At 47.6% G+C, this 22548-nt stretch carries 19 protein-coding genes; 7 read left to right on the top strand and 12 right to left on the bottom strand.

The annotated features are described in order from the left end of the window. Positions 1 to 702 precede the first annotated feature (702 nt). Positions 703 to 912 carry a hypothetical protein gene (locus LACZS1_RS06000; protein WP_070650125.1) on the top strand — a complete coding sequence of 70 codons (210 nt, stop codon included), beginning with the start codon at positions 703 to 705 and terminating at the stop codon, positions 910 to 912. Here the strand turns inward: LACZS1_RS06000 and LACZS1_RS05995 are convergent. From LACZS1_RS05995 to coaA, 4 genes are all read right to left on the bottom strand, one after another. Beyond that, positions 907 to 1218 carry a helix-turn-helix domain-containing protein gene (locus LACZS1_RS05995; protein ID WP_070650126.1) on the bottom strand — a complete coding sequence of 104 codons (312 nt, stop codon included), beginning with the start codon at positions 1216 to 1218 and terminating at the stop codon, positions 907 to 909. The genes LACZS1_RS06000 and LACZS1_RS05995 overlap by 6 nt on opposite strands. Before the next feature lie 540 nt (positions 1219 to 1758). Continuing rightward, positions 1759 to 3171, bottom strand: coding sequence for a reverse transcriptase/maturase family protein (locus tag LACZS1_RS05990; RefSeq protein WP_231956450.1), 1413 nt, complete (start codon positions 3169 to 3171; stop codon positions 1759 to 1761). A gap of 653 nt (positions 3172 to 3824) precedes the next feature. Beyond that, on the bottom strand, positions 3825 to 5378 hold the full coding sequence (guaA, locus tag LACZS1_RS05985; RefSeq protein ID WP_070650129.1) for a glutamine-hydrolyzing GMP synthase: 1554 nt from the start codon (positions 5376 to 5378) through the stop codon (positions 3825 to 3827). A gap of 179 nt (positions 5379 to 5557) precedes the next feature. Continuing rightward, the gene (coaA, locus tag LACZS1_RS05980; RefSeq protein ID WP_070650130.1) at positions 5558 to 6484 is read right to left on the bottom strand and encodes a type I pantothenate kinase; all 927 of its coding nucleotides are present in this window, start codon (positions 6482 to 6484) and stop codon (positions 5558 to 5560) included. A gap of 193 nt (positions 6485 to 6677) precedes the next feature. Here coaA and LACZS1_RS05975 point away from each other — a divergent pair, with 193 nt between their 5' ends. Both LACZS1_RS05975 and LACZS1_RS05970 read left to right on the top strand, forming a co-directional pair. Beyond that, positions 6678 to 7022 (top strand): hypothetical protein, encoded by a 345-nt coding sequence (locus LACZS1_RS05975; protein WP_070650131.1) that lies wholly within the window; start codon positions 6678 to 6680, stop codon positions 7020 to 7022. 36 nt (positions 7023 to 7058) lie between these two features. After that, positions 7059 to 7349 (top strand): hypothetical protein, encoded by a 291-nt coding sequence (locus LACZS1_RS05970; RefSeq protein ID WP_070650132.1) that lies wholly within the window; start codon positions 7059 to 7061, stop codon positions 7347 to 7349. Positions 7350 to 7462: 113 nt separating this feature from the next. On the opposite strand, the gene LACZS1_RS05965 is transcribed toward LACZS1_RS05970, so the two are convergent. From LACZS1_RS05965 to LACZS1_RS05950, 4 genes are all read right to left on the bottom strand, one after another. Continuing rightward, on the bottom strand, positions 7463 to 8872 hold the full coding sequence (locus LACZS1_RS05965; RefSeq protein ID WP_070650133.1) for a C69 family dipeptidase: 1410 nt from the start codon (positions 8870 to 8872) through the stop codon (positions 7463 to 7465). 242 nt (positions 8873 to 9114) lie between these two features. Further along, entirely contained in the window at positions 9115 to 9591 is a 477-nt protein-coding gene (locus LACZS1_RS05960) for an acyl-CoA thioesterase (protein ID WP_070650134.1), read from the bottom strand. 5 nt (positions 9592 to 9596) lie between these two features. Continuing rightward, positions 9597 to 11888: an RNA polymerase recycling motor HelD gene (gene helD / locus LACZS1_RS05955; protein ID WP_070650135.1), complete on the bottom strand. Its 2292-nt coding sequence runs from the start codon at positions 11886 to 11888 to the stop codon at positions 9597 to 9599. A gap of 95 nt (positions 11889 to 11983) precedes the next feature. Then, a complete protein-coding gene (locus tag LACZS1_RS05950) occupies positions 11984 to 12181 on the bottom strand; it encodes a hypothetical protein (RefSeq protein WP_047105674.1) in 198 nt (65 codons plus the stop codon). A 71-nt stretch (positions 12182 to 12252) separates the two neighbouring features. Between LACZS1_RS05950 and LACZS1_RS05945 the strand changes: the two genes are divergently transcribed. The 3 genes from LACZS1_RS05945 (at position 12253) to LACZS1_RS05935 (ending at position 15928) form a co-directional block, all read left to right on the top strand. After that, positions 12253 to 14082: a monovalent cation:proton antiporter family protein gene (locus LACZS1_RS05945; RefSeq protein WP_010491464.1), complete on the top strand. Its 1830-nt coding sequence runs from the start codon at positions 12253 to 12255 to the stop codon at positions 14080 to 14082. Positions 14083 to 14503: 421 nt separating this feature from the next. After that, positions 14504 to 15409 carry a proline-specific peptidase family protein gene (locus LACZS1_RS05940; RefSeq protein ID WP_070650136.1) on the top strand — a complete coding sequence of 302 codons (906 nt, stop codon included), beginning with the start codon at positions 14504 to 14506 and terminating at the stop codon, positions 15407 to 15409. 57 nt (positions 15410 to 15466) lie between these two features. Further along, on the top strand, positions 15467 to 15928 hold the full coding sequence (locus LACZS1_RS05935; protein ID WP_010491468.1) for a DUF8821 family protein: 462 nt from the start codon (positions 15467 to 15469) through the stop codon (positions 15926 to 15928). 100 nt (positions 15929 to 16028) lie between these two features. On the opposite strand, the gene LACZS1_RS05930 is transcribed toward LACZS1_RS05935, so the two are convergent. Together LACZS1_RS05930 and hemH are read right to left on the bottom strand one after the other, a co-directional pair. Next, on the bottom strand, positions 16029 to 17381 hold the full coding sequence (locus LACZS1_RS05930; protein WP_274804346.1) for an Nramp family divalent metal transporter: 1353 nt from the start codon (positions 17379 to 17381) through the stop codon (positions 16029 to 16031). After that, a complete protein-coding gene (gene hemH, locus LACZS1_RS05925; protein ID WP_070650138.1) occupies positions 17368 to 18336 on the bottom strand; it encodes a ferrochelatase in 969 nt (322 codons plus the stop codon). The genes LACZS1_RS05930 and hemH overlap by 14 nt, the downstream gene beginning before the upstream one ends. Before the next feature lie 160 nt (positions 18337 to 18496). Between hemH and LACZS1_RS05920 the strand changes: the two genes are divergently transcribed. Further along, positions 18497 to 19162, top strand: coding sequence for a histidine phosphatase family protein (locus LACZS1_RS05920; RefSeq protein WP_010491473.1), 666 nt, complete (start codon positions 18497 to 18499; stop codon positions 19160 to 19162). 305 nt (positions 19163 to 19467) lie between these two features. On the opposite strand, the gene rhaD is transcribed toward LACZS1_RS05920, so the two are convergent. Both rhaD and LACZS1_RS05910 read right to left on the bottom strand, forming a co-directional pair. Next, entirely contained in the window at positions 19468 to 20361 is an 894-nt protein-coding gene (rhaD, locus tag LACZS1_RS05915; RefSeq protein ID WP_070650139.1) for a rhamnulose-1-phosphate aldolase, read from the bottom strand. Positions 20362 to 20739: 378 nt separating this feature from the next. Next, a complete protein-coding gene (locus tag LACZS1_RS05910) occupies positions 20740 to 22548 on the bottom strand; it encodes an FtsX-like permease family protein (protein WP_306402909.1) in 1809 nt (602 codons plus the stop codon).

Below are 22548 nucleotides of genomic sequence, written 5' to 3'. Positions count from 1 at the left end.
ATTTTGTGCCCTCCTTTTTGCATTGCAGCCACATCCCCATGTACAACGCATGATTTTTTGTGCTTACACCCCACAGATTTCTTGCAAGAATAATATAACGGTGCCCCCATTAAAGGTTAAAATTCAAAAAAACAAAAAGAAAAACAGCGTATCTCCTTTAGGCAACCGCAGAAAGTTATTAAGGTCATTATATGCGTAAATGCTGTTCTTCCTATTTTTCTATCGGCCTCATTGAATGCGTTATCAATAGCATATACACCAATGAAGTCAATCAATGACAACCGTTATACCATCTTGCCCTTTGATTTTACATCATGCATTACTTTTTGCAATACATCCTGCAAAACCTTCTGAAAGTGTCACTGTTAAAATCCCGTTCCTTTTGACAGCTGCCACCCGCATTTCCAGAAGTAAAAGCAAGCTGTCGGTATTACGCGCGGAAACTAATAACAATCCGTACAAAAAGACTGAAGAATGATATCCCCTACAAACGTACAAAAATTGAATTAGCTAGAAATAATTCCAGAAAATCTTGACTCAACTTGACAGCACGTTTAAAATTTGTTCTACACAAGACAAGTCGTATTAAGCAATAAGAACAAATTCCACCCCTTAACAAGACTTTATCTCATTTTTTTCGCGGTCTAAAATAACCCCAACAGCCAAATGTTGGGGTTATTTTTAGTTTTTGGAGGGATCGCAATGAATTTGGAAAAGACATTACTTGATTTACAAAACCTAAAATTCGAGATATTCATCAGCGCAAAATATGGCATTGATTACCACTGCTTTAAATTGCTGACACTCGAGCTACCAGATAAGTCTATCAACCTCGCTGACTTGTATCACCTACACAAATCCATGGGTACTAAGGCACTTGCCCATCAAATTGTAGCGGACTATAACCTATAGTTTCATTAAACGTAACATGAGCGCTGCGGCATCTTCTCGCTTTTGTTCAGGTTGATTTGCCAAGTAATCGAGTAGTTCCACAACTTTAGGTGTCTGCAAACGTGGATCCCTGAAAAAATCCGCCATTTGAAGCTGCAAAGCATTAGCAATTGCCGCCAAGTTAGCCAATTTGATGTTATCAACACGTTCGCGCTCTAATCGGGAAATTAGTGATACTGAAACGTCAGCTTTCTCTGCTAACTGTTCGATTGTCATTCCCTTTATTTGGCGTCTATCCAGCACAATTTCACCAATATTCATCAACACTGAACGATTCCTCCCGTAGAAGAAGCTTTAATGCCACGTTACGGGAATAATCGAGCACACGAAAGGAATCTAGTGATATATTATATCTTGATAGAAATGGACCAGATGACGTGTGTTTAAAAAAGCGTTCCATCAGTCACAAAAATGTGTCTCAACAAGGAGCAATAAGATAGTCATTTTGCAGCTTGCATTAGTAACGCTAAGAACTGAAATATTGTCCAAAATACGACTGTCATTTGGAGGAAATCATATAATGAGAAAATTATCGGTATTGGAATTATCATTATATTTGCCTTTACACTGAGTGCATGCAGCAACTGGTCAGGTTCTTCATCCAAAAGCACACTATCCAATGACGCATTTAGATCTTCCGTATATTGACTATCATTATTTTTGGAGTTAACTCCAAATAAGTCCTAACGATAGTTGCAACTAATCGCTACTTGTCTATTGCTCTGTACTTCAGCTAGCTGGGGGGGTAAGCACATCACCAACACTCCCAAATAAGTGATCCAAGACCAATGTCGCTGACTCCCTCAATTAACGAAATCCATATCTCTTACGTCTTTCATTCAAATATTTCTGGCATTTTGCCACAATTTTAACTGCTTGCATATCAATCTTAACCGCATATCCGGGATTGTCTTTATGATATATCCTATCAGCTTTCGATGCATAGCCCCTAAAAGTCTGAGCTTCCTCCGACATATTTAAATATTGTCCAGTTAATCGATGGTAAGCCTTTTGATAAGGAATATAAATCACAGTTTTGCCTTTCGCTAATTCTTTTTTTTGAAATGCTACTTGTCTAACAGAATGTCGAGATTTATGGGAGAACTTAAAAAGTCCTTTAGAACGTAACGTAACCTGACGCCCATCAAACACAAAACCCAAATAATCAAATATTGAGTTAGATAAATGACAATCCTCACCAATCTTTGCCACTACATGATCAGCTTTTGTATACAATAAAATTTTAGTTTTGCTCTTCTCTAATTGTAGCTTTGCAAGTCTCTGTGCCAAGACATCAATATCTTCAGCAACTTTTTGTATAGACTTCCGAGAAATTTGCTTTGGTATTAAGAGAACAAAATCATCAGAATATCGTCGATACATTCCTCCATATGATTGCGCTAACGTATTCATCGCATAATCAAAAGGCAACATATACGCATTTGCCAAAGCAGCGCTCATCGATGTTCCCTGAGGAATACCGACTTCGTGTTTTTTAGATACTTTTATTTTCCCTGATTTTATGGCTTCATCAAGATCTCGAATTCGTTCAACATACCTACTGTGTTTCTTAGCATATAACAGCATGTCATTCGGAATATCATCAGCTGAAATATCCCTGTATTTAGTCAATGCTCGCAGAACAACATACCAATCCGCCAACAATTCTCCGTTCGAACCGCCAACTAGGTCGAAAACACGCTGTTTAATCATTCGATGGTTGAGATTATCAAAGAAATGGACAAAATCACTTTTAATAATCCAGCAGTGATTGGATAAAAAAATATGATCAATAACTTCTTTACTTGATTCAATATTTGAGCCTCTACCGCGACGATAGGCTGTTGCAACCGCTTTAATTTTCAGGTCTGAAACTCGCTGTTCATAATGCGTATTAAGCATAGCTGCGTATAATGAAAAAATTAGTGAGTCTGAATGAGCGACTTCAACAATAGGCCGAATTTTTTTGCCCATCTTTAAGCGTTTCTCATTATTATCGAAGTACATTCTTAAAAAGGCTTTTTTTCTTAGTACCACGGGCAAAAATTGGTGATGTACAACCAAGTCCGGAGACTCAAGTATTTGCTTCATCTTTGCAGCCTGTTTCTTTGTGCTGAGTAGGGCTGTGTCAAAGTGTGGATAGCTTTTATCAGACTTAACAACTGGCACCTTAAAATCTCCAACCTGAATGAGAATCCGCTTCTTTAAAGATACTTTCAACAATTTCTCCTCCATTTTTGAGCCTAAAACAAAACAGGACACCCCCAGGCGTCACGCTACCTGTGACAATGGGGTGCCTGTAAGTTGCTCTCACAAAATGTAAGAACCGCCAAGAATGCAATTCGATGCTTACAAACGGCGTGATTCGCGTGAAAAATGGATAATCAAGATAAGACAACAACTATCACCATGCTTCTTGTTCGCTTCATCGCGAATGTGGCAGACATGGCCTGCTCACCAGTTGGCGAGAACTTAGCTAAGTTCTTGGCAACGGCGGTATTGACGAGGTGTCAAATCATGTGGTATTAACCTGTCACCCAACCGAGTCATCGACCTCTTAATTTGGAATGATAATTGAATTATAACCTAAGAAGCTTTGTGCTGCAATAATTCAAGACAGTTTGTATATTCCCCGTTTACTCTGCCTCTTCCCTTCTTTAGTCTTAATGTATTGAAGTGGTAGATAACCTTGAATACAAACACTTCCAACAAATCTACCGGTACAAACTAGCTTTTCAAAAATGTACCGGTGATTGTACCGGTAACTCAATAAATTCAGATAAATCAAAATGAATTTCAGACAAAGAAAAAGCTGAAGCACCAACAATTTTCATCATTGAGCTTCAGCCAAGTTCATTGAAATTTTGCACCGGTCATTCCCACTCAATCGTTGCCGGCGGCTTAGACGTAATATCATACACAACCCGATTAACGTGCTTCACCTCATTAACAATCCGGCTTGAGATCTCCTGTAACACATCCCAATCGATTCGGGCGAAGTCGGCAGTCATGCCGTCGATGGAGGTGATGGCGCGGATGCCGATGGTGTAGTCGTAGGTTCGGCCGTCGCCCATGACACCAACAGACCGGATTCCCGGCAACACCGTAAAGTATTGCCAAATATCCTTATCCAAACCATGCTTAGCAATTTCTTCCCGCAAAATATAATCGGAATCGCGGACAATTTCCAGCTTGTCTTCGGTAACCTCGCCGATGACGCGGATGCCGAGGCCTGGGCCTGGGAATGGTTGGCGCCATACTAATGCGTGTGGCATGCCAAGCTTTTCGCCGAGTTCGCGGACTTCATCTTTGAAGAGTTTGTTGAGCGGTTCGATGAGTTTGAACTTGAGGTCTTTTGGTAGGCCGCCGACATTGTGATGGGACTTGATCGTTTGGGCGGTGTCGGTGCCGGATTCCACGACGTCGGTGTAGAGCGTGCCTTGGGCGAGGAATTCGATGCCGTTGAGTTTGGCGGCTTCTTCATTGAAGACTTCGATAAAGTCGCGGCCGATGATTTTGCGTTTCTTTTCGGGATCGGTGACGCCTTTTAGATCATTGAGAAAACGATCTTTGGCGTCAACCTTGATGATGTTGAGGCCAAACTTGCCTTTGAGGCTGTCCATGACCTGTTCGGCTTCACCTTTACGAAGCAGGCCGTGATCCACGAAGATGCTGGTCAATTGCTTGCCGATTGCTTTGTGCAGCAGAACGCCGACAACCGAAGAGTCAACCCCGCCAGAGAGTCCGAGCAGAACGCGTTTGTCGCCGACTTCGGACCGGATTTTGGCGATTTGCTTGGTGATGAAATCGTCCATGCTCCAATTAGCTTCGGCGTGGCAGACGTCGAAGGCAAAATGATGCAGAATCTCGTGCCCGTACTGGGTGTTTTGCACTTCGGCGTGGAATTGGATGCCGTAGAATTTACGGTCGTCGTCATCCATAGCGCTGATCGGGCAATTAACGCTGGTGGCCGTGCTGCGGAAACCATCTGGCACACGGGTTACCAAGTCGCCGTGGCTCATCCAGACAGTTTGATCTTTTGGCAGGCCATGGAATAACTTGGCGCTGTCATCGGTCACTTCAATGTCGGCTTTGCCGTATTCGCGGTTATCGGCCGGTTCAACGTCCCCGCCGAGCCGCTGAGCCATCAGCTGCATGCCATAACAGACACCCAGAATCGGAATGCCGAGTTTGAAGATATCTTCGTCAACGCCAAGCGCGCCTTTGTCATACACACTGTTCGGGCCGCCTGAGAAGATAATCCCCTTTGGCGCAATTTCTTTGACTTCTGCCGCCGTGATGGTATGAGGCTTTAATTCAGAGTAGATACCAAATTCCCGGATTCGCCGGGTGATTAACTGATTATATTGACTGCCATAATCGAGGACGATGATCTTGTCGTAATCCTTGTTCTGGTCATTTGCCACAGTCCGCCACACTCCCTTGTTTGAATGCACTAATTTTACAGAGTTTTCATAAGCTGGTCAATCGTGAGTGAGAAGCCTCTCATCTAAGAAATTGCGAAGCCACCGCGTGATTGACCGAGTTAGTGCCAGATTGTCTGGCAAGTTGTTCCCGATTTTTGAAAAAAGGCATGCGCCCACCGTTACCATTTTCGTAATGCGACTTGATCGATTTTGTGTCCAGTCGTTTTATGCAAAATGACGTCCGCCCGATTCTTGGTAGGCAAAATGTATTCCTTCAGATTTTTAAGGTTGACATCTCGCCAGACTTTCCGCGCCATGTCAAAAGCGTCCTTGCGATTCCCGATGGCATATTGATAGTAGTAGTTGCTCGGATCCGTGAAGGCCGTGTCCAGCAAGATGCCGAATCGCTCCAGATACCACTGTTCAATCAAGGTTGGATCGGCGTCGACATAGATGGAAAAGTCAAAGTAATCACTGACATAAATCGGTTGCTTGCTTGGCAGCTGCAGGACATTGATACCTTCCACAATGAGAATATCCGGCCGGTCGATAACCTCGTACTCGTCAGGAACAATATCGTAAATCTGATGACTGTACTTCGGGGCGCGTACCACGCCGCTAGCATTTTTGACGTTGTTCATAAAGTGAATCAGCAACTGCATATCATAGCTTTCGGGGAACCCTTTTCGATCCAGAATGCCGCGGCGTTCTAGTTCGGCATTGGGATAGAGGAAACCATCCGTGGTGATTTGCTGGACGCGCTTGTCTGGATACGCCCGGCTCAGTAACAACTGTAGCAAGCGGGCAGTCGTGCTTTTTCCGACCGCCACCGAACCGGCGATGCCGATGATAAACGGCGTGTGCGGGTTGCGCTGCATCCCCAAAAATCGGCTCAAGGTAAACATATCGCCTTGGTAATCCTCATAGCGAATATGAATCAGGTGGCGCAATGGTGAATAAATGGTTTTGACATCATCAAGACTGATCTCATCGTTCAATGAACGTAACTGCGCCAGCTCGGCATCGGTCACGCTGGTAAAATTTTGCGAGTGAAACTGGGACCATTCTGCCCGATCAAACTTATAGAAATTCATTTCGGATTGCATAACTTACCGTGTCCTTGCGTTTAATGGTTTTATTTTAGCATAGAAACGACCGGTTATTTCGGCCAATCGGTTTTGCTTGACAGCTGGGAAAAGGTTGCCCACAATTAAAGCAATTAGTTCATGTTGCGTGCCACCATGGACTCCCCGGATTCTGAACGCACCGGCTCACGCTCACTACCATCGGAGGGTTGCTATGTTTGAATTTCTTTCCATTATTCTGGAACTGTTACTCGAAATCTTTATCGGACCGATTTTCAAGCCTGAATTCGATCTAGAATCATCACCTGAGTTTAACTGGTTTCGTCTTTTGCTAACACTTGCAGTCGGATTTGCCCTCGCAGGTGTGGGTATTTGGCTCTTGCTGCAATTGCGGATGGATTCGTTTGATTCGTTCGTACTCTTTGCCGGATTGTTGTTCTTAGCATCCGGCGGTTTCCCGGCTGGCCGGGCAGTTGTCGATTTTATCGCCTACCGACGCACAATCCGTCGTCAGCGAGATGCTAAAGTCGAAGCAGAAAAGCCTTATCAGGAACTTTGACTGGCTGAATGTTTAACATTAAGGAGACACTGAGCGATGCGTCAAATCATTAGCTTTGTCGCTTCCATTTTATTTATGTTCTTTCTTTTTCCCAGCTTCAAGCACCACCCGCGCCCGATTCGGTACTGGGTATGGTATTTATCACTGGCAATCGTTTGCATCGGGGCTACCGGATTCGGGCTTTGGATGCTCATTGCAGCCAAATTCCGGGTCAAATATAGCATGTTGGTTTTGATGGGCATTCTGATGATTGCCTTAATGCCGAGCGCCTTGATCCGTGCAACGCTCTTGTTTCGTGCCTATCGCAAGCGTACCCGCCAGCAGTAACCGACTTGACGACCATGCTTCATGCTTTTGCGGGCCACAACCCGTAGCAATTCATTTAAGTCTAAGGCCAAACAAAAAGCGCCCGAACCCGAGCGCTTTTTTGCTGCCAATCATTAATCATGCAAGGTAAACTGCAACTTCATCTTCGGCGCCGCAGCTGCGACCATTTGTCCCAGCAGCTCGTTGCTGTTAGCCATTGCCAAGTCAGCCATTTGCTCGTTTGCTGCGGTCAGATGTTCGCGGATATTCTTGGCATCCTGAACCGCCTTGTCGGTTTGCAGTTGCAGATGGCGGCAAGCCGCAACAGTCTTTTGTTCAAAGACGTCTTCCTGATCCTTGAACAAGGAGAAGTCGTAATCGCCGAACGTTGCGAGCAGGTTGCTCAGCCAGTACATTTTGGAAACATCAAAGTGATCGCCGGTGTCGCGATAAGCAGCCGGTGTGTCATTCACGTTGGCATAAAACGGCACAACGGCATTGAAGGTATTGGGGCCGAATGCCAGCCAGTGAATACCGGCGACTGCAGCTGGCACATCATTGCGAATTTGCAAAATGTGGAGTTCCTGATTGCGGTTAATACCGATTGGCCGATACAGCTTTTTCTGCGCCGGCGTACCAGTCGTGCCGTAAACATCGTACGGCGTGTTTTCGTAATGTGAGCTTTCGACAAACTTCACATCCTCGATGCTGATCTTTTTGGAGGTGCGGCAAATGAAAGGTAGGTCCTGATCAATCGGGGTGGTGTCGAATTCCGGATTGAAGTATTTTTGGCCGTACCATGCCCGCGGGTTGTTGTAGCGGGTGTCCTTGATGGTGGCTGAGCCGAAAATGTGCCGCAGATTATAGCCGTCTGCATCCGGATTAAGGTGATATGTCTCGATCAAGTCACGTAAATCCGCGCTGCTCATCGTGTCATCGCTGGTAAAATCAAAATCGGTGATGTTGAACCGGTTCGGGGCGATCACGTAAGCATCGTCCGGAATTCGAATCGCTGCCCAGTGATGGCCGCCGATGCTTTCGAAGTACCAGACTTCATCCTTGTCAGCAAACGCAATACCGTTGCTTTCATAAGTGCCATATTGTTGAAGGAGACTCCCCAACCGCTGAACGCCTTCACGTGCGCTATGAATGTAAGGCAACACGATTGTCGGCATATCTTCTTCGCCAATTCCGGCCGGCACCAGCGGATCAACGCCTAAAATCCGGCTGTTGGTCGTGATCGTCTCAGTTGACGTCATCGCCACATTGTCGCTATTAATCCCGGCCGCAGCCCAAATACCATGGCCGTCTTCGGCTTCCGGCGTGGATGTGTAGCCCAACGGATCAGCAGGCAGGTCAATCGAAAATTTACTGAGCACAGAATGATACTGACGCGGCTGATCTTCAGGTTTAACATAGACAAACTTTTGCGGATGCAACGGTGATTCGCCGTCTTCGTTACGCGCAATGATCGTCGAGCCGTCAATCGAAGCCTTTTTACCTACTAACACCGTGGTACACGAGCCGACATAACGTTTTGCCAAAATAATCGTCCTTCTTTCAAAATAGTCTCGCCTGCACAACGCCAACAAGCTTGATTTAAAGTTAACTTTACCGCGCAAAAACGGGTTTGCCAATAGTTGGCGGGAAACCTAGGTAAACAAAATCGCCTGTTTGAGATGATTGCTCTCATGACAGGCGATTAATATTTTTAATTTGAAATTTGTTTTCAGAGAGATAGCGGAGCTTGGCACGGCCGAGTATTCACATAACCAACCTACTCCCGCTAATCCAACGGCACCTCGCCAAAGCTGGCATTAATCTTGCGATAATCCGCACGCCGCTCCTCATAGCCGGCTAACAACCGCTTTTCGAAATCCGACTCTGCTTCAAGCGTTGGCAGCGGGCCGTCTTCTTTGTGGCGCGCTACAAACGTTGCAAAAGCCGTACCGACTTGAAAACGTTCGCCAGTCGCCAGATGCTCGCCAATTAAATGAATAAACACTTCCAAGGACCGGTGGCCGACGCCGCTGACCATACATTTGATCTCCAGCGCATCCCCTAAAGTGACCGGTGCATCCAACCGCACCATGTCAAGCGAACCAGTCGCCAACCCGCGACGGCCGAGTCGCTGCGCTGCAATCGAACTGACATCGTCAATCCAAGTAAAAATCTGGCCCCCGAATAGTGTCTTGTGGGCATTTAACATCCCAGGAAAGACCCGATAACTCGAAACCGCCAAAGTGTCACGCATTTTAACCATCGACTTTACCCCCGCTCGTACAGATCTGCCGGAACCTTATCCAACAACGGCGTTACATCCGGGCTGGCAAGCATCGTCAGCCGGTGCATGGCCCGTGACGCGACCGTGTATAGTAATTCCCGCTCGTCTTCTTCGTGGTAGTTCGCTGCGTTAACTTGCCAAAGAACCACCGCATCGAATTCAAGCCCCTTAGCCAGGAAGCTCGGTACCACAATCACACCGGCTGCTAACCGCTGATTTTCGGACTTGATGAGTGTGACCTTGATCCCCGCCGCTTTCATTTGATCGTAAATCGCCTCGGCATCTTCGAGCGTTTTGGCGATCACCGCGGTTGTCTGCTTGGCTTCATTGTTCACTTTTAGCTGTTCCTTGAGCGCCGTCATCAGTCCCGCTTCATCAGGCCGCACGACCAACTTAGGCAGCGGTCCTTGGCGGTTAAAGGCCACGATTTTCTGTCCCGAGGTCAAAATGGCTTTGGTGAAGTCCGTCACCTGCTTGGTTGACCGATAACTTTGCGTCAATTGCACGACCCGGGTCTTCTCCGGATCAAACAACTTGCTGGTTTCGTTGATCAGTGTTCGCGAGTCATCCTTGGTGAAAATGGCCTGATTTAGATCGCCTAACAACGTAAACTTGGCCCGCGGGAAGCTATCCTTGAGATAAGCCAACTGATACGGCGTGTAATCCTGAATTTCATCGACAAACACATACCGCATCTCGCGTTCGCCATGCCGGCCGGTGATCAGGTCATAAAGATGCAAGTACGGCGTTGCATCAGCCATTGGCAACTGCCGCTGCTTGAACACGTCGATGAAATGATCGACTTCCGCCTGCCATTCATCCTCAGAAATGCCTTCTGCCGCTAAATCATAAATCGCCGGTACTTCTCGCAAAAAGCTGACGTACTGGCCGCGAATGTTGATGAACCGATTGCGGACAATATCCTGCTGAATCTCGTCAAAGCCCTTCATCACCAACCGCCGCGCAAAGAAGCGATATTCATCATCGCTATTTTTAAATTCTTTCGGGCCATCCTGTTGCATCGAACGAATCGTTTCGTCGCTTAAATTCTGTACCGCTTCTTGAACCCATTGCGCTTTGGTTTCGGATTCGATTTTACGATTCAGCATTTTGATCAGCCGCTCTTTGGTGGCGTTCAGGCGATTGCCCATATGATAATTTTCATTGTAACTGTAAAAGATCTCGCGAATTCGCTTACGGGAAAAGAACACTTCGCCGCGGAAGCGAATATCCCGGAAACGCAAGCCGGAACGTTCCAGGCTGGTGGCGTATGTTTTGGCCGCATTGAAGAAATCCAGGCTACCTTTGACGCGGGCGATTTTCTTTTGCACCGGCGTCAATTGTTGCTCGAACTGGGAAAAGAGATTTTGGACGTCAATGTGCGGCAATCGGCGCGTCACATACTGGTAGTAAGTGAACTGAACCATATTCTGCTCGCCTAATTCCGGCAACACGTTGCTGATGTAGTCGGAAAAAAGCTGGTTCGGGCTAAACATAATCACCTGGCTGCTGGTCAGATTGCCGCGGTACCGATAAAGCAGATACGCGACCCGCTGCAAAACGGCGCTGGTTTTACCGGAACCGGCAGCACCTTGCACAAACAGCAAATCGGCTTTGGTGTCACGGATGATCTGGTTTTGTTCGCGCTGAATAGTTGTGACGATGGTTTTCATCTGCGTGTCGGACTTCTCGCCCAACACTTCCAGCAACATTTGATCGCCGATGGTCTCGGTGGTATCAAACATGGTCTGAATCTGACCGTTTTTAATCACAAATTGCCGTTTCAAAGAGACATTGACCTGTTGCGGCCCGTCCGGCGTTTGGTAAGTGACCTTGCCCAAACCGCCATCATAGTAGATGGAACTGATCGGCGCCCGCCAGTCATAAATGAGAAACTTGCCAGCCTCATTGGTAAATGAACCAAGGCCAATGTAGATTGTTTCCGGCTTTTCCTGGCCTTCCTGAAAATCAATCCGGGCAAAGTACGGATTGCCCAACAATCGTTTGACAGTTGCAAGTTGCTGAGCGCTTTGCTTCCATGCATTGGTGCGCTCATCAAGCACGCGTTGCTGTTGTTGGATCGAAGCAGCCGTTTCAATGGTTTCCGCGTCATTACTGAAGTTGAGGGAAAAATCATTGAAGAAGTTGTCGCTAATGCTTTTCTCTTCAGTCTTGGTCTTGGCCATCTCGTTTGAAAGCCGAACCTCAGCACCGGAGAGCTCCTTCATGATGCCATCTAAATGTTGCTGCTCTTTAGCCTGCTCATTCTCGACCACGCCATCATCTCCTTAACGGTTATCAAATAATCGTTATAACATCTTATCACTTATGAGCCTGCGCCGCAAAAGCGACATTCACCTAATATCAGGTTTTATTTTAACTTTCCGCGCAACAACGGCGTCCATGCTTCGAGCACATACCCTACTGCCAGGCCGATGGCGACGCCTAGTAAAATGCGTTTGAACGGCAGGCTGATGAGTAGACCGACTAAGACGCAAGTACCAACAATGACGGCCCTACGATTGAAGAAAGATTTTCCTTGACGTGGCGGCTTTTGATTTTGTATCATACGCATTCCTTTCATTTATTCATACTTTTCGTTACGATTGACTCATCCATTATCGCTGATCGGAGGTCATTATGGAATCTATTTCACTTTTAATTGTCCTGACAGCTGCCCTGGTAACCCCGCTGTTCATGGCACATTTTCACATTAATAGTATCCCGACTGCGGTAGCCGAGATTCTGGTTGGTATTGTATTAGGCAAAAGCCTCTTGGGGTGGGTGCACACCGGCGGCAATGTACAGTCGTTGAGCGAACTCGGTGTCACCATCCTGATTTTCCTGTCCGGGATGGAAATCGATTTTTCTCTGTTCAAGCCGCAGCCTAAGACGACAAAAGGACCGCAGCCAGCCAATCCCGTCATGCTTGCTGCAGTGGGATTTGCAACGGTAGTGTTGCTCAGCCTTGGCTTTAGCTACCTGCTGCAATTGATTCATTTCTTTAACTATCCGATTTTTGCGACCATCCTTTTTACAACGATCGCACTCGGCGTTGTCATTGCGGCGTTAAAAGAAAAAGAACTGCTGCACCAGCCGCTTGGCCAAACGATTTTGTTGATTGCAGCTTTAGGCGAAGTGATTCCTTTGATTAGCTTGACGATATACTCCGCCGTGAATGGCAGTAGCGACAACAATCTTTGGCTGCTGCTGTTACTGTTACTGGCTGCTTTGGTGTTGTTGGCGCGATTCAAACGGGTCTACAGCTTTTTTGCAGCGATCGATAAAAGCACCACGCAATTAGACATTCGCCTAGCCTTCTTCTTAGTCTTCACCTTAGTCACAATTGCTTCACAAGTCGGGGCTGAGTCCATTTTAGGGGCTTTCCTTGCCGGGATGGTGATGAAGCTGCTCGGACCGCGACAGGAAACCCAAGACAAGCTGACATCCATTGGCTACGGGTTCTTCATCCCGATTTTCTTCATCGTCACCGGCGCCAATCTGAATTTAAAGGCCTTAATTGCCGATCCTAAAAGCCTCTCATTGATTCCCTTAGTTCTAGTCGGCTTCTTTATCACCAAAATTGGCCTCTTCCCGGTATTGCGCCGCCGTTTCAAGGTGTCAAATGCTTTAGCCGGCACTTTCTTATCAACTGCCACCATTACGTTGGTGATCCCGACGTTAACCGTTGGCCGCAACCTTGGTATTGTGACGGAACAACAATCCGGCGCCTTCACACTAGCGGCCGTCATCGCCTGTGTCAGTGGGCCAATTCTGTTCAATCGCCTTTTCAAACCAGAACCGGAAACGTTCAAGAAAACGCGCGTCACTTTTATCGGCGGCAATCTGTTGACCGTCCCGATCGCCCAACATCTGAGTTCAGACCGATATGACGTCCAACTGTTTACCGATAAGGCCGAAAACTTCCGTACCTATAATTCCGAAGTGGCCATCTCCTTAGCAGACTATAAGGAAGACGCGCTGAAAGCGGCTGGTGCGTTTGACTGTGACATTATCGTACTCGGAGATTTCGACGCGGACACTAACTATGCGCTTGCCAAAATGGCGCTCGCCCAAAAAGTGCCGCGTATCATTGCCCGGTTTGCCGCCAAGGATGCTACCACCGATCGCTATGATCGCTTGCGGGATGAAGGCGTCGAAGTCTTCAATGCGCTTGACGCCAACATTGCCCTTCTCCGCAGCCTGATCGAAACACCGTCGACATTGCAGATTCTGGACGATACTGTCGCCGGAATTTACGAAGTGACGATTCGCAACTCGCGCTTTGCTGGTCTTGAACTCAAGAACCTGCCATTCATCGACGACATCACCGTCAGCCAGATCTACCGCAACAAAAAGTTCATCGCTCCACACGGCGACACCCAGCTGCACCTTGGCGATCACCTCATCTTCTCGGGCGATAAACACTTGATTCGCAACATTCGGACGCAGGTTGAAAAGCTTAATTAACTCGTTGAGGTTGAACCACCATTCTTCTTGAACGATATAGAAAAACTTACGCAATGAGTTCCTTGCCGTGCCAAACTCCGCAATCTGCGGCCAGATCGGGGCTGGCGACCGCGAAGCTAGAGTGGTGGGCATGACTTTGAGCCTCAGCAAACCCGGCTGAGTCTCAAAGCTCGGCCTTGTACTACGCCGGGTAGACCGCCCGGCGTAGTACAATCTCACCACTGAGCCCCCTCTGGCCTCCGATTGCTCCGCCTTGGCACTAATATCTTCATACCCTTAATAAACTTTCTCGGGCGAACCTGCATGAATTGTGAAGTAGCATAAAAGCGCATACTCTTTACCACCTAACTATGATTTTTAACCAGGCTTTCGTTTCCTGACGTGGTACAATGAGATTATTCTAAGAAAAAAAGGTGATCAAATGAAACAAGGAACAACGATCCTGACCTTAGACAACGGCTACCACCTGTGGACCAACACGCAAGGCAAAGGCGATATTCATCTACTGTGCCTGCATGGCGGCCCTGGTGGCACCCACGAATACTGGGAGAATTTTGGCGAAGAACTCGCTGATCTCGGTGTTCAAGTGCATATGTACGATCAGCTCGGATCGTTTTATTCGGATCAGCCTGATTATTCCGATCCGGAAATTGCCAAAAAGTACCTCACCACGGATTACTTTTTGGGTGAAGTCGAAGAAGTGCGTAAGAAGCTGGGCTTGGACCATTTTTACTTAATCGGTCAAAGCTGGGGCGGCGCGTTGACCCAATTGTACGCGCTGAAATATGGCCAGCATCTTAAAGGGGCCATCATTTCGTCCATGGTGGATAACATCAATGAGTACGTGGAGCATATCAACTTGGTTCGCGAAGAGGCATTGCCACCTTCAGCCGTTAAATACATGAAGAAAATCGAAAAAGCCGGCAAATGGGATGATCCGCAGTATCAAAAATATGTCGATGTCCTCAACCGAGGGTACGTTGATCGCAAGCAGCCGCCTGCTATTTCCCATTTAATCAGCACCATGGCAACGCCGGTTTATAATGCTTTCCAAGGCGATAACGAATTCGTTGTCACCGGCAAGTTGAAGGACTGGGACATCAGCGATCAAATCCACAACATCAAGGTACCGACGCTGCTGACATTTGGCGAACACGAAACCATGCCACTAAAAGCTGCGCAACGCATGGCCGAAGTCATTCCGCATGCCCGTCTGGTCACCACTCCTAATGGCGGTCACCATCACATGATCGACAATGCACCGGTTTACTTTAAGCACCTGAAGCAGTTCATTTCTGATGTTGAAAATGGCACTTTCAATGACTAGTTATCAAAAAGCGGTTTGCCGTCTGTGGCACCGCTTTTTATATAAAGGAGCCTCCTGATGGCCTATACCGTTAATTTCAAAACCGTCAGCACGACTGGCCTCGAAAGTTCGCCTGTCGCCCAATCGTTGGCTGGTTTACGTGCCAATGAAGCGCGCTACATTTGGAACAAATTCAAAGTGCCTTATGTGACGTATCCGATTGCTGAAAAGCCGGACAGTCTTGCTTGGCTGCAAACGATTTTAGCCGAACGGGCGTTGACTTTTGCGGCCAAGCCGCTGGAAATCTGCGACTTGGCATTGCCAGACATGCGCTGGGTCGAAGCCTATTATCAAGACGGACTTGTTGTTAATGTCATGTATTCATTAACGGACCCGAAAAAACGGGCAGTCGGCTTCAAACTCAGTGAGGGCATGGCTGTTCCTGATGAACTCGCCGGTAAGTTCAAGTTTGCCCGCCAAAAATCAAAACTTGCCGGCACGATTCGCGGTTCCTTTTTCGTGATTAAGGGCAGTTACTGATTTTATCGCCAATTGCTTCACGATCATTAAATGCAAAAAACGCTTGCTGCCAGTAGCTTGAAAATTCAAGCTGCTTGGACAGCAAGCGTTTTTAATTGTGTCACGGCACAAAGACGGACACAATCAGCTGCAGGTTGAGCAACGTGATCACCCCTGTCAGCAAATACCCGACCCAGCGGATCCCTGGTGAATTGACGTGATCCCCCATCAAATCGCGCCGATCGGTTAAGGCGACTAATGGAAAAAGCGTAAACGGCAGCGCAATGCTTAAGGCCACCTGCGCATAGACAATCACCTGTTCAAAGTTATGCTCGCTAAAGCCCATGATGAAGCCGATGATCATGATGGGAATCAAAGTCACTGCCCGCGTCAGCAAGCGCCGTTCCCACAGTGGCATCTGAATGTTGAGGTAGCCTTCCATGACAATCTGCCCGGCTAAGGTGCTGGCAATCGAGCTAATTAATCCGGTAATCAATAAGGCAAAAGCAAATAGCGTACTCATGATCGGGCTGGCAAGATTGCCGACGATGGCCGGATTCTTCAAGCCGTTATAAACACCTTGAAATGCCGTCACGTGTCCGCCAACGCCGTAGAACAAGGTTGCACCCAACACCAGCAACAACGCATTAATCAAGAACGCGGCCACGAGATGCACATTGGAATCCCACCTGCCAAACCGCAGCGCCTCGGTCACCTGCGCCGGAATATGTTCATCGTACCTGCGACTCTGTGCCAACGAGGAATGCAGATAGATATTGTGCGGCATAATCGTCGCGCCCATAATCCCCAAGCTAAGTACCAGCATCCCGTGATTCGTTAAAATCTCCGGACGTGGCACAAAACCGCCAACGATCCCGCCGACTGACGGATGCGCCCGCAATACCTCGATGCCAAAAATAATCCCTACCGTCAAAATCGAGACCAAGACAATCAGCTCAATGCGCCGAATGCCAAAACGCAAGAAGAATAAAACAACCAGCACATCGGCAATCGTCAGTAACATCCCCCACATTAACGGAAGACCAAACAGCAACTTCAGCGCAATCGCGGTTCCCACAACACCGGTCATATCCGTTGCCATCATCGCCGCTTCATTGATTAGCCACAGGCAAATCCGCGCCCATTTTGGCACAAAGGCGGCAATCGCCTGCGCCAGATCCAGCCGCGCGACAACCCCGAGCTTGATCGACAGACTCTGCATAAACATCGCAACTAAAATCGTCATCAACAACACTGACAACAACGCGTCATGGTATTTACTACCACCTTCCAACGCTGTCAGCCAGTTCCCCGGATCCATGTAGCCAACCGCTACCAGTGCACCGGGACCACTATAAGCCAGAAACTTTTGGAAAAAAGATGTTTCGTAAACGCCCGGTACCTGCACACTGCGATTAATGTCATCTAGACTGCGCTTGGCCTGTTGCGCCCGCAGTCGGTCATCTTGTTTCATCGTTTTGGGCCTCCGCTGCAACTTTTTCCTTTGCAAGCGATGCCAGTATGTCACAAAACGGTGCACACCCATTCATCGGACGCACTGATTTAAAGACTTTGCCGCCATTAGCCCGAAATGTCTGGTAATTTTGAACGTCATTTTCTTCTAGGGTCTCCAGACAATCTGCCACAAAACTCGGCGTCGTCACAAGTACCCGCCGCTTGCCCAAGGCTGCCAACGCCATCAAACGGTTGCGCAAATATGGCTTTAACCAAGGAACCGGGCCAAATTTGGACTGGTAACACATTTCGACCTTCTCCTGGGGTACTTTCTTTAAATAGCGTTTAACGCCTGCAGTCGTGGCTTCACAGGCTTGCTGATAAGGATCGCCATGACGCACCATGGATGTTGGAATTCCATGGTAGCTCAGGATCACGGTGTCATAGTCATCTTGGCTGTAGGCGTCGTCCAGTTGTTGCGCCAACAATTGCAAATAAGCCGGCTGATCATAGAATTGATCAATGACCAGCGTCTTAACTCCGGATGCTGCCACTTTGTCCAAAATGGTCTTCGTCGTGCTTTGCGTATACTCGGGAAACAGCGGAATGACCACAATCGGATGATCTCCGCGCGCCGCCATGCCTTGCAACGTCTCGCCAATGGGATATTCCCCACCATAAGTCATCGCCATTTGGACATCCCAGTCTGGCAGCTTCTTCCGCAAGCGATCGCGCGTCACCTGTGTATAAGCAATCAACGGTGATCCGGCTTTGGTCCATTCATGCTGATAAAAGGTTGCTGACCGCCAACTGCGAAAAGGCAGAATAAAGCCGCGTAAAATCGGCTGCCACAACATTTTAGGCATCGTGATGACATTCTGATCACTTAAAAATTCCTGCAAATACCGGCGCACATCCCGCGTACTTGGCGAAACCGGCGATCCCAGATTTACAATTAATAACCCTGTTGCCATTTTACTACCCCCATCATGCGTCAAAATCATAAATTAAGAATAACACAGTGCGCGTTCTTCTGAGGGCGTTTTCTTGCCTATAAGCATCCGTTCAAAGCTAACCTACCCGCGTTTCTATGCTAAACTATCTTTAGAAGTAAACTTTCGAGGAGGCAGCAGGATGGCTACGAAGGGTATTACCGTTTATCTGGTGCGTCACGGCCAAACATGGTTCAATCATTTCAATAAAATGCAAGGTTGGTGCGATTCACCACTGACCGAAAACGGGGTCAAAGACGGCACTAACACTGGCATTATTTTGCGCAATGTCGCGTTTACCCATGCTTATTGCAGTGACACGATGCGGGCAACGCGAACGGCTGATTTGATTTTAAGCAAGAATGTAACCGGCAAGATTCCGCTAACGGTTACGCCATTTTTCCGGGAGCAGTTTTACGGCTATTTTGAAGGCGAAGATTCCGGTCAAACCTGGTACATGGTCGGCTTTCCGCATGGCGCAAAGACGTATCCGGAAATTCTGGAACAATATGGCGTCGATGCCTCAAAGGACTTCATGCACGATGCCGATCCATTCCATGAAGCCGAAGACGCACGGACTTACTGGACCCGACTTATGAAGGGCTTCCGCCAGCTGCGGTCCGAAAACAAGGAAGGCGACAAGGTGCTCATGGTCAGCCATGGCACCACCATCCGCAGCATTGTCGACAAGTTCGGCAAAAATGACGGCTTCGTGGTCACCGATTCGCCGCGTAACGGGTCGATTAGCAAGATTTTGCTGACCGACACGGGGATTAAAATCTTGAGTTATAACGAGTTTGAAGCTTGATGGTCTTTCATCTTTCAGAGATGTTTGAAGGCCCATCACACCCTTGTCGTGCCAAACTCCGCAATCTCCGGCCAGATGGGGCTGGAACGCTGTGGGCACGACTTTGAGCCTCAGCAAACCCGGCTGAGTCTCAAAGCTCGGCCTTGTTGTAGGCGGGGCAAAGAGCGCCCCACCAACAACAATTTCACAGCTGAGCCCCATCTGGCCTACGATTGCTCCGCATTGGCACTAGGATCAAAAAAGACCACGCAACGTCAATTTTGCGTGGTCTTTTACTATTCAACTGGTATATACCCTTATTGCACCTAGTGTACCAATTCCTTTTCCTTAATCAACGAATCGCCGTGGATGAATTCCGGATTCGGGGTTAAGTCAAAGCGCTGTGCCAATTGCTCCAGATTCTCATCGGTAATCTCGTTGACGAACTTGCCGCCTTGCGCCTGGATTGCGGTGTAGATGGTTGCGGCCTTTTCAACGGTTTCGATCAGGCCATAGGTTTCGTCAATGGAGTCGCCTGCGCCGAAGATGCCGTGTAATGGCCAGAGCACGATGCGGTAGGTGCCCATTTTTTCAGCAGTTGCCTGACCGATTTCATTTGTGCCTGGGGTCATGTAAGGAAGGACACCGACACCTTCAGGGAAGACAACGATTGATTCAGCCTGCATCTTCCAGAAAATCCGGCTGAAGAGCTTCTCTTTCCATGGCAACGTGAAGGTCATGGCAATAGTGTTGGTTGGATGGCAATGCATGACAACGCGCTGGTTAGGATCCTTCTTGAGCCGCTGGATGTGGGTCATCAAATGTGCCGGGAACTCACTGGTTGGCTGGCCGCCGTCTGAAAAGCCCCACAACAAGTCAACACTGTGGCCATCTTCGGCGATGCGAACAAGTCCTGTGTCACGTTCCGGGAAGTCCTTAACATTCTTGAAGTAACGACCAGTGCCGGTTACCAAGAAGTATTGGCCGGCCAATTCGCTGGCATCGAACTTGATCGGGATGTTGCGCTTCACTTCATGCACATCACCATACTGACTAACTTCCTGTTCGGTCAACCGATAGCTGACATTGCCGCCGTTACGCTCGTCCCAGCCATGTTGATAAAGGTTCCAGGTCACCTTTTGCATTTGTTGAACAAATGGTGAATCAATAAACGCCTGCGTATATTCGGGATTCAAGAAATCCTTTTTTGAATCTGCCATGAAAACGTTCCTTCTTTCCTTATGGTCATCGCCCCGATTGCTTATGAAAACAGTGACAAATAAACAGATGATCCGTCTCGACCCTTGTCAGAAACGGCCAACCGCACTGAACCAGTAGCACTCTCGGTTTGATTTGTTCTTTATCTTTCTTACAACTCCTATTTTACGAAGCAATGTAAGCGCTCGACCAGACCAAATGTACGCATCAAAACGGCCAAAACGGAACAGATATACATATCGAGAGGCTATATCATGATGTCAACGGAGGCTGGTTCGGATGATCATAAAAGGTGTTCGGCGAAAATAAAAATCAGCCCGAAGCAACCGGACTGATTTTGCTTGATGCTTTAAGAGCTATACCGTGACATAATTTTCTGTTTAAGCTTTAGCCGCCAAATCCTTGTTAATGACAATGCTCTGATAGATCCAGACAGTGGCCAAATAATAGAGACCGTATAAGACGATGAACAAGCCAAACGGAACTAACAAATTTGCGTAAGGTTGACTTAGCAGGGTCTTAAACATCTGAAGCCCGAATAAGACGTGCACAATGCCGACCAATCCCGGCAGCAGAAACAGTGCGCCGATTTCCTGGCGAATGGAACGGCGCAGTGCTTGCGGACGGGCACCGATTTTTTGCAGCATGAGATAACGCCTTTGATCATAGTTGGCGCCAGAGAGGATTTTGAACATGAGCGTGGACGCCAGCATCGCCAAAAACGCAATGCCCAGGAAGAAGCCCATGAATGCAAGCCCAGAATACATGCCATTAATAATGTCATAGAAGGCAATCTTTTGATCGGTGTTACTATTGCCAAGCCGCGGATATTGATGTTGCTGCATGGTCACAATTTTTTGAATCGTATCATAATTCTGGTTAAAATCTTTGACTTTGATCGTCGTCAGCGTCTGCGCGTTGCCGAGTTTGGCAAATGTCGCAGCGTCTGCCACTTTCATTTGCTTACCGCGATTATTGCCGGTGAACACGCCAAAAGCCGTTGGGTAACGCTCGATGACCCGATCGAAATTGCGGCTGTTGACTTTGATGCTAGGCGCATTGAGTCCTTTATCATTTGCTTTGATTTCCAGCGGATGCGCATCAATCGCCGCTTTGCTGACGTAAACCGTTTTGGCATCCGACTTGAGCGTGTACTGATGCTTGGCAGTCACACCTTGTAACTTATTGACCTCCGCGCGGGTTGCGGCATTCGGCGAGGTCACCGTCACATCGTAAACCGTCGTTTGATTGACCAACATTGGAATGTCATGGGTAAAACCAAGGCCAACCGTAATCGCACCTAACGCCAACGCAAACAAAATCGACACGACCGATAAAATCCGGGTATAATCGCGAATTCGAAAACTTAGCTGCGATAACGTGAAGGTATGCAATTGCTCAGCTGCGAATGGCTTATTGCGCTTCATGAGACTAATCAACGCCACAAAGACGGAATTAAACAGAAAATACGTCCCCGCCACGATCGTTACTAACGCTATCGGAATTGCCATTAACTGAAAAACGGCAATGTTAGCCATGCTGTAGTAGCCAATCGCCAGCAACACCAATCCGAGCACAATCTGAATGGCGAAAGTGGTCTTGCGCTGCTTGATCCGATTCGGTGTCTGGGCTTGATGTAACAGTGCCATCATTGGCGTTTTCAATAATTTCCTGGCATTGTAGATTGCGGAAAAAACAAACAAAACGATAAAGAAGCCCAGCGTCCATAAAATCGCCGGCAACCAGATCGCGGAAAAACCGGTGGCCGGGGCATGTAACGTTTTGATTAACCATTGGCCGATAAAGGTCGTGCCGACCATCCCAATCGCAATACCGGCAATCGTAGCGAGTAAACCGATCACAACGGTTTCAAGAAACACCAGCTGGCCGATTTTGCGACCTTTTGCGCCCAGCATCATAAACATGGCATAATCGCGCTGCCGCATACTAAGCAGAAAACTATTGGCATACACGATATAAACCAACGTATTGATCGCCAGTAAAACAGCACCGAACCCGAAGATAAACGGCGTAACGCTAATCGGAGAATTTTTCGTCAAAAAGCTGGTGTTGGTGGCTAACGCCATAAACATATAAAACACGGCACTGGCAATTACCAAGCCAGAAAATAGCACCGCATAATCCCGAAAACGGTTCTTTAAACCGCCAAGTGCGAGCTTTGTCAACAT

Source organism: Lacticaseibacillus zeae subsp. silagei, assembly GCF_030770335.1.
GTDB classification, from domain to species: Bacteria; Bacillota; Bacilli; order Lactobacillales; family Lactobacillaceae; genus Lacticaseibacillus; species Lacticaseibacillus zeae.
The sequence above is the reverse complement of the archived record's forward strand: the minus strand, read 5'-3'. Positions and strand labels throughout refer to the sequence as shown.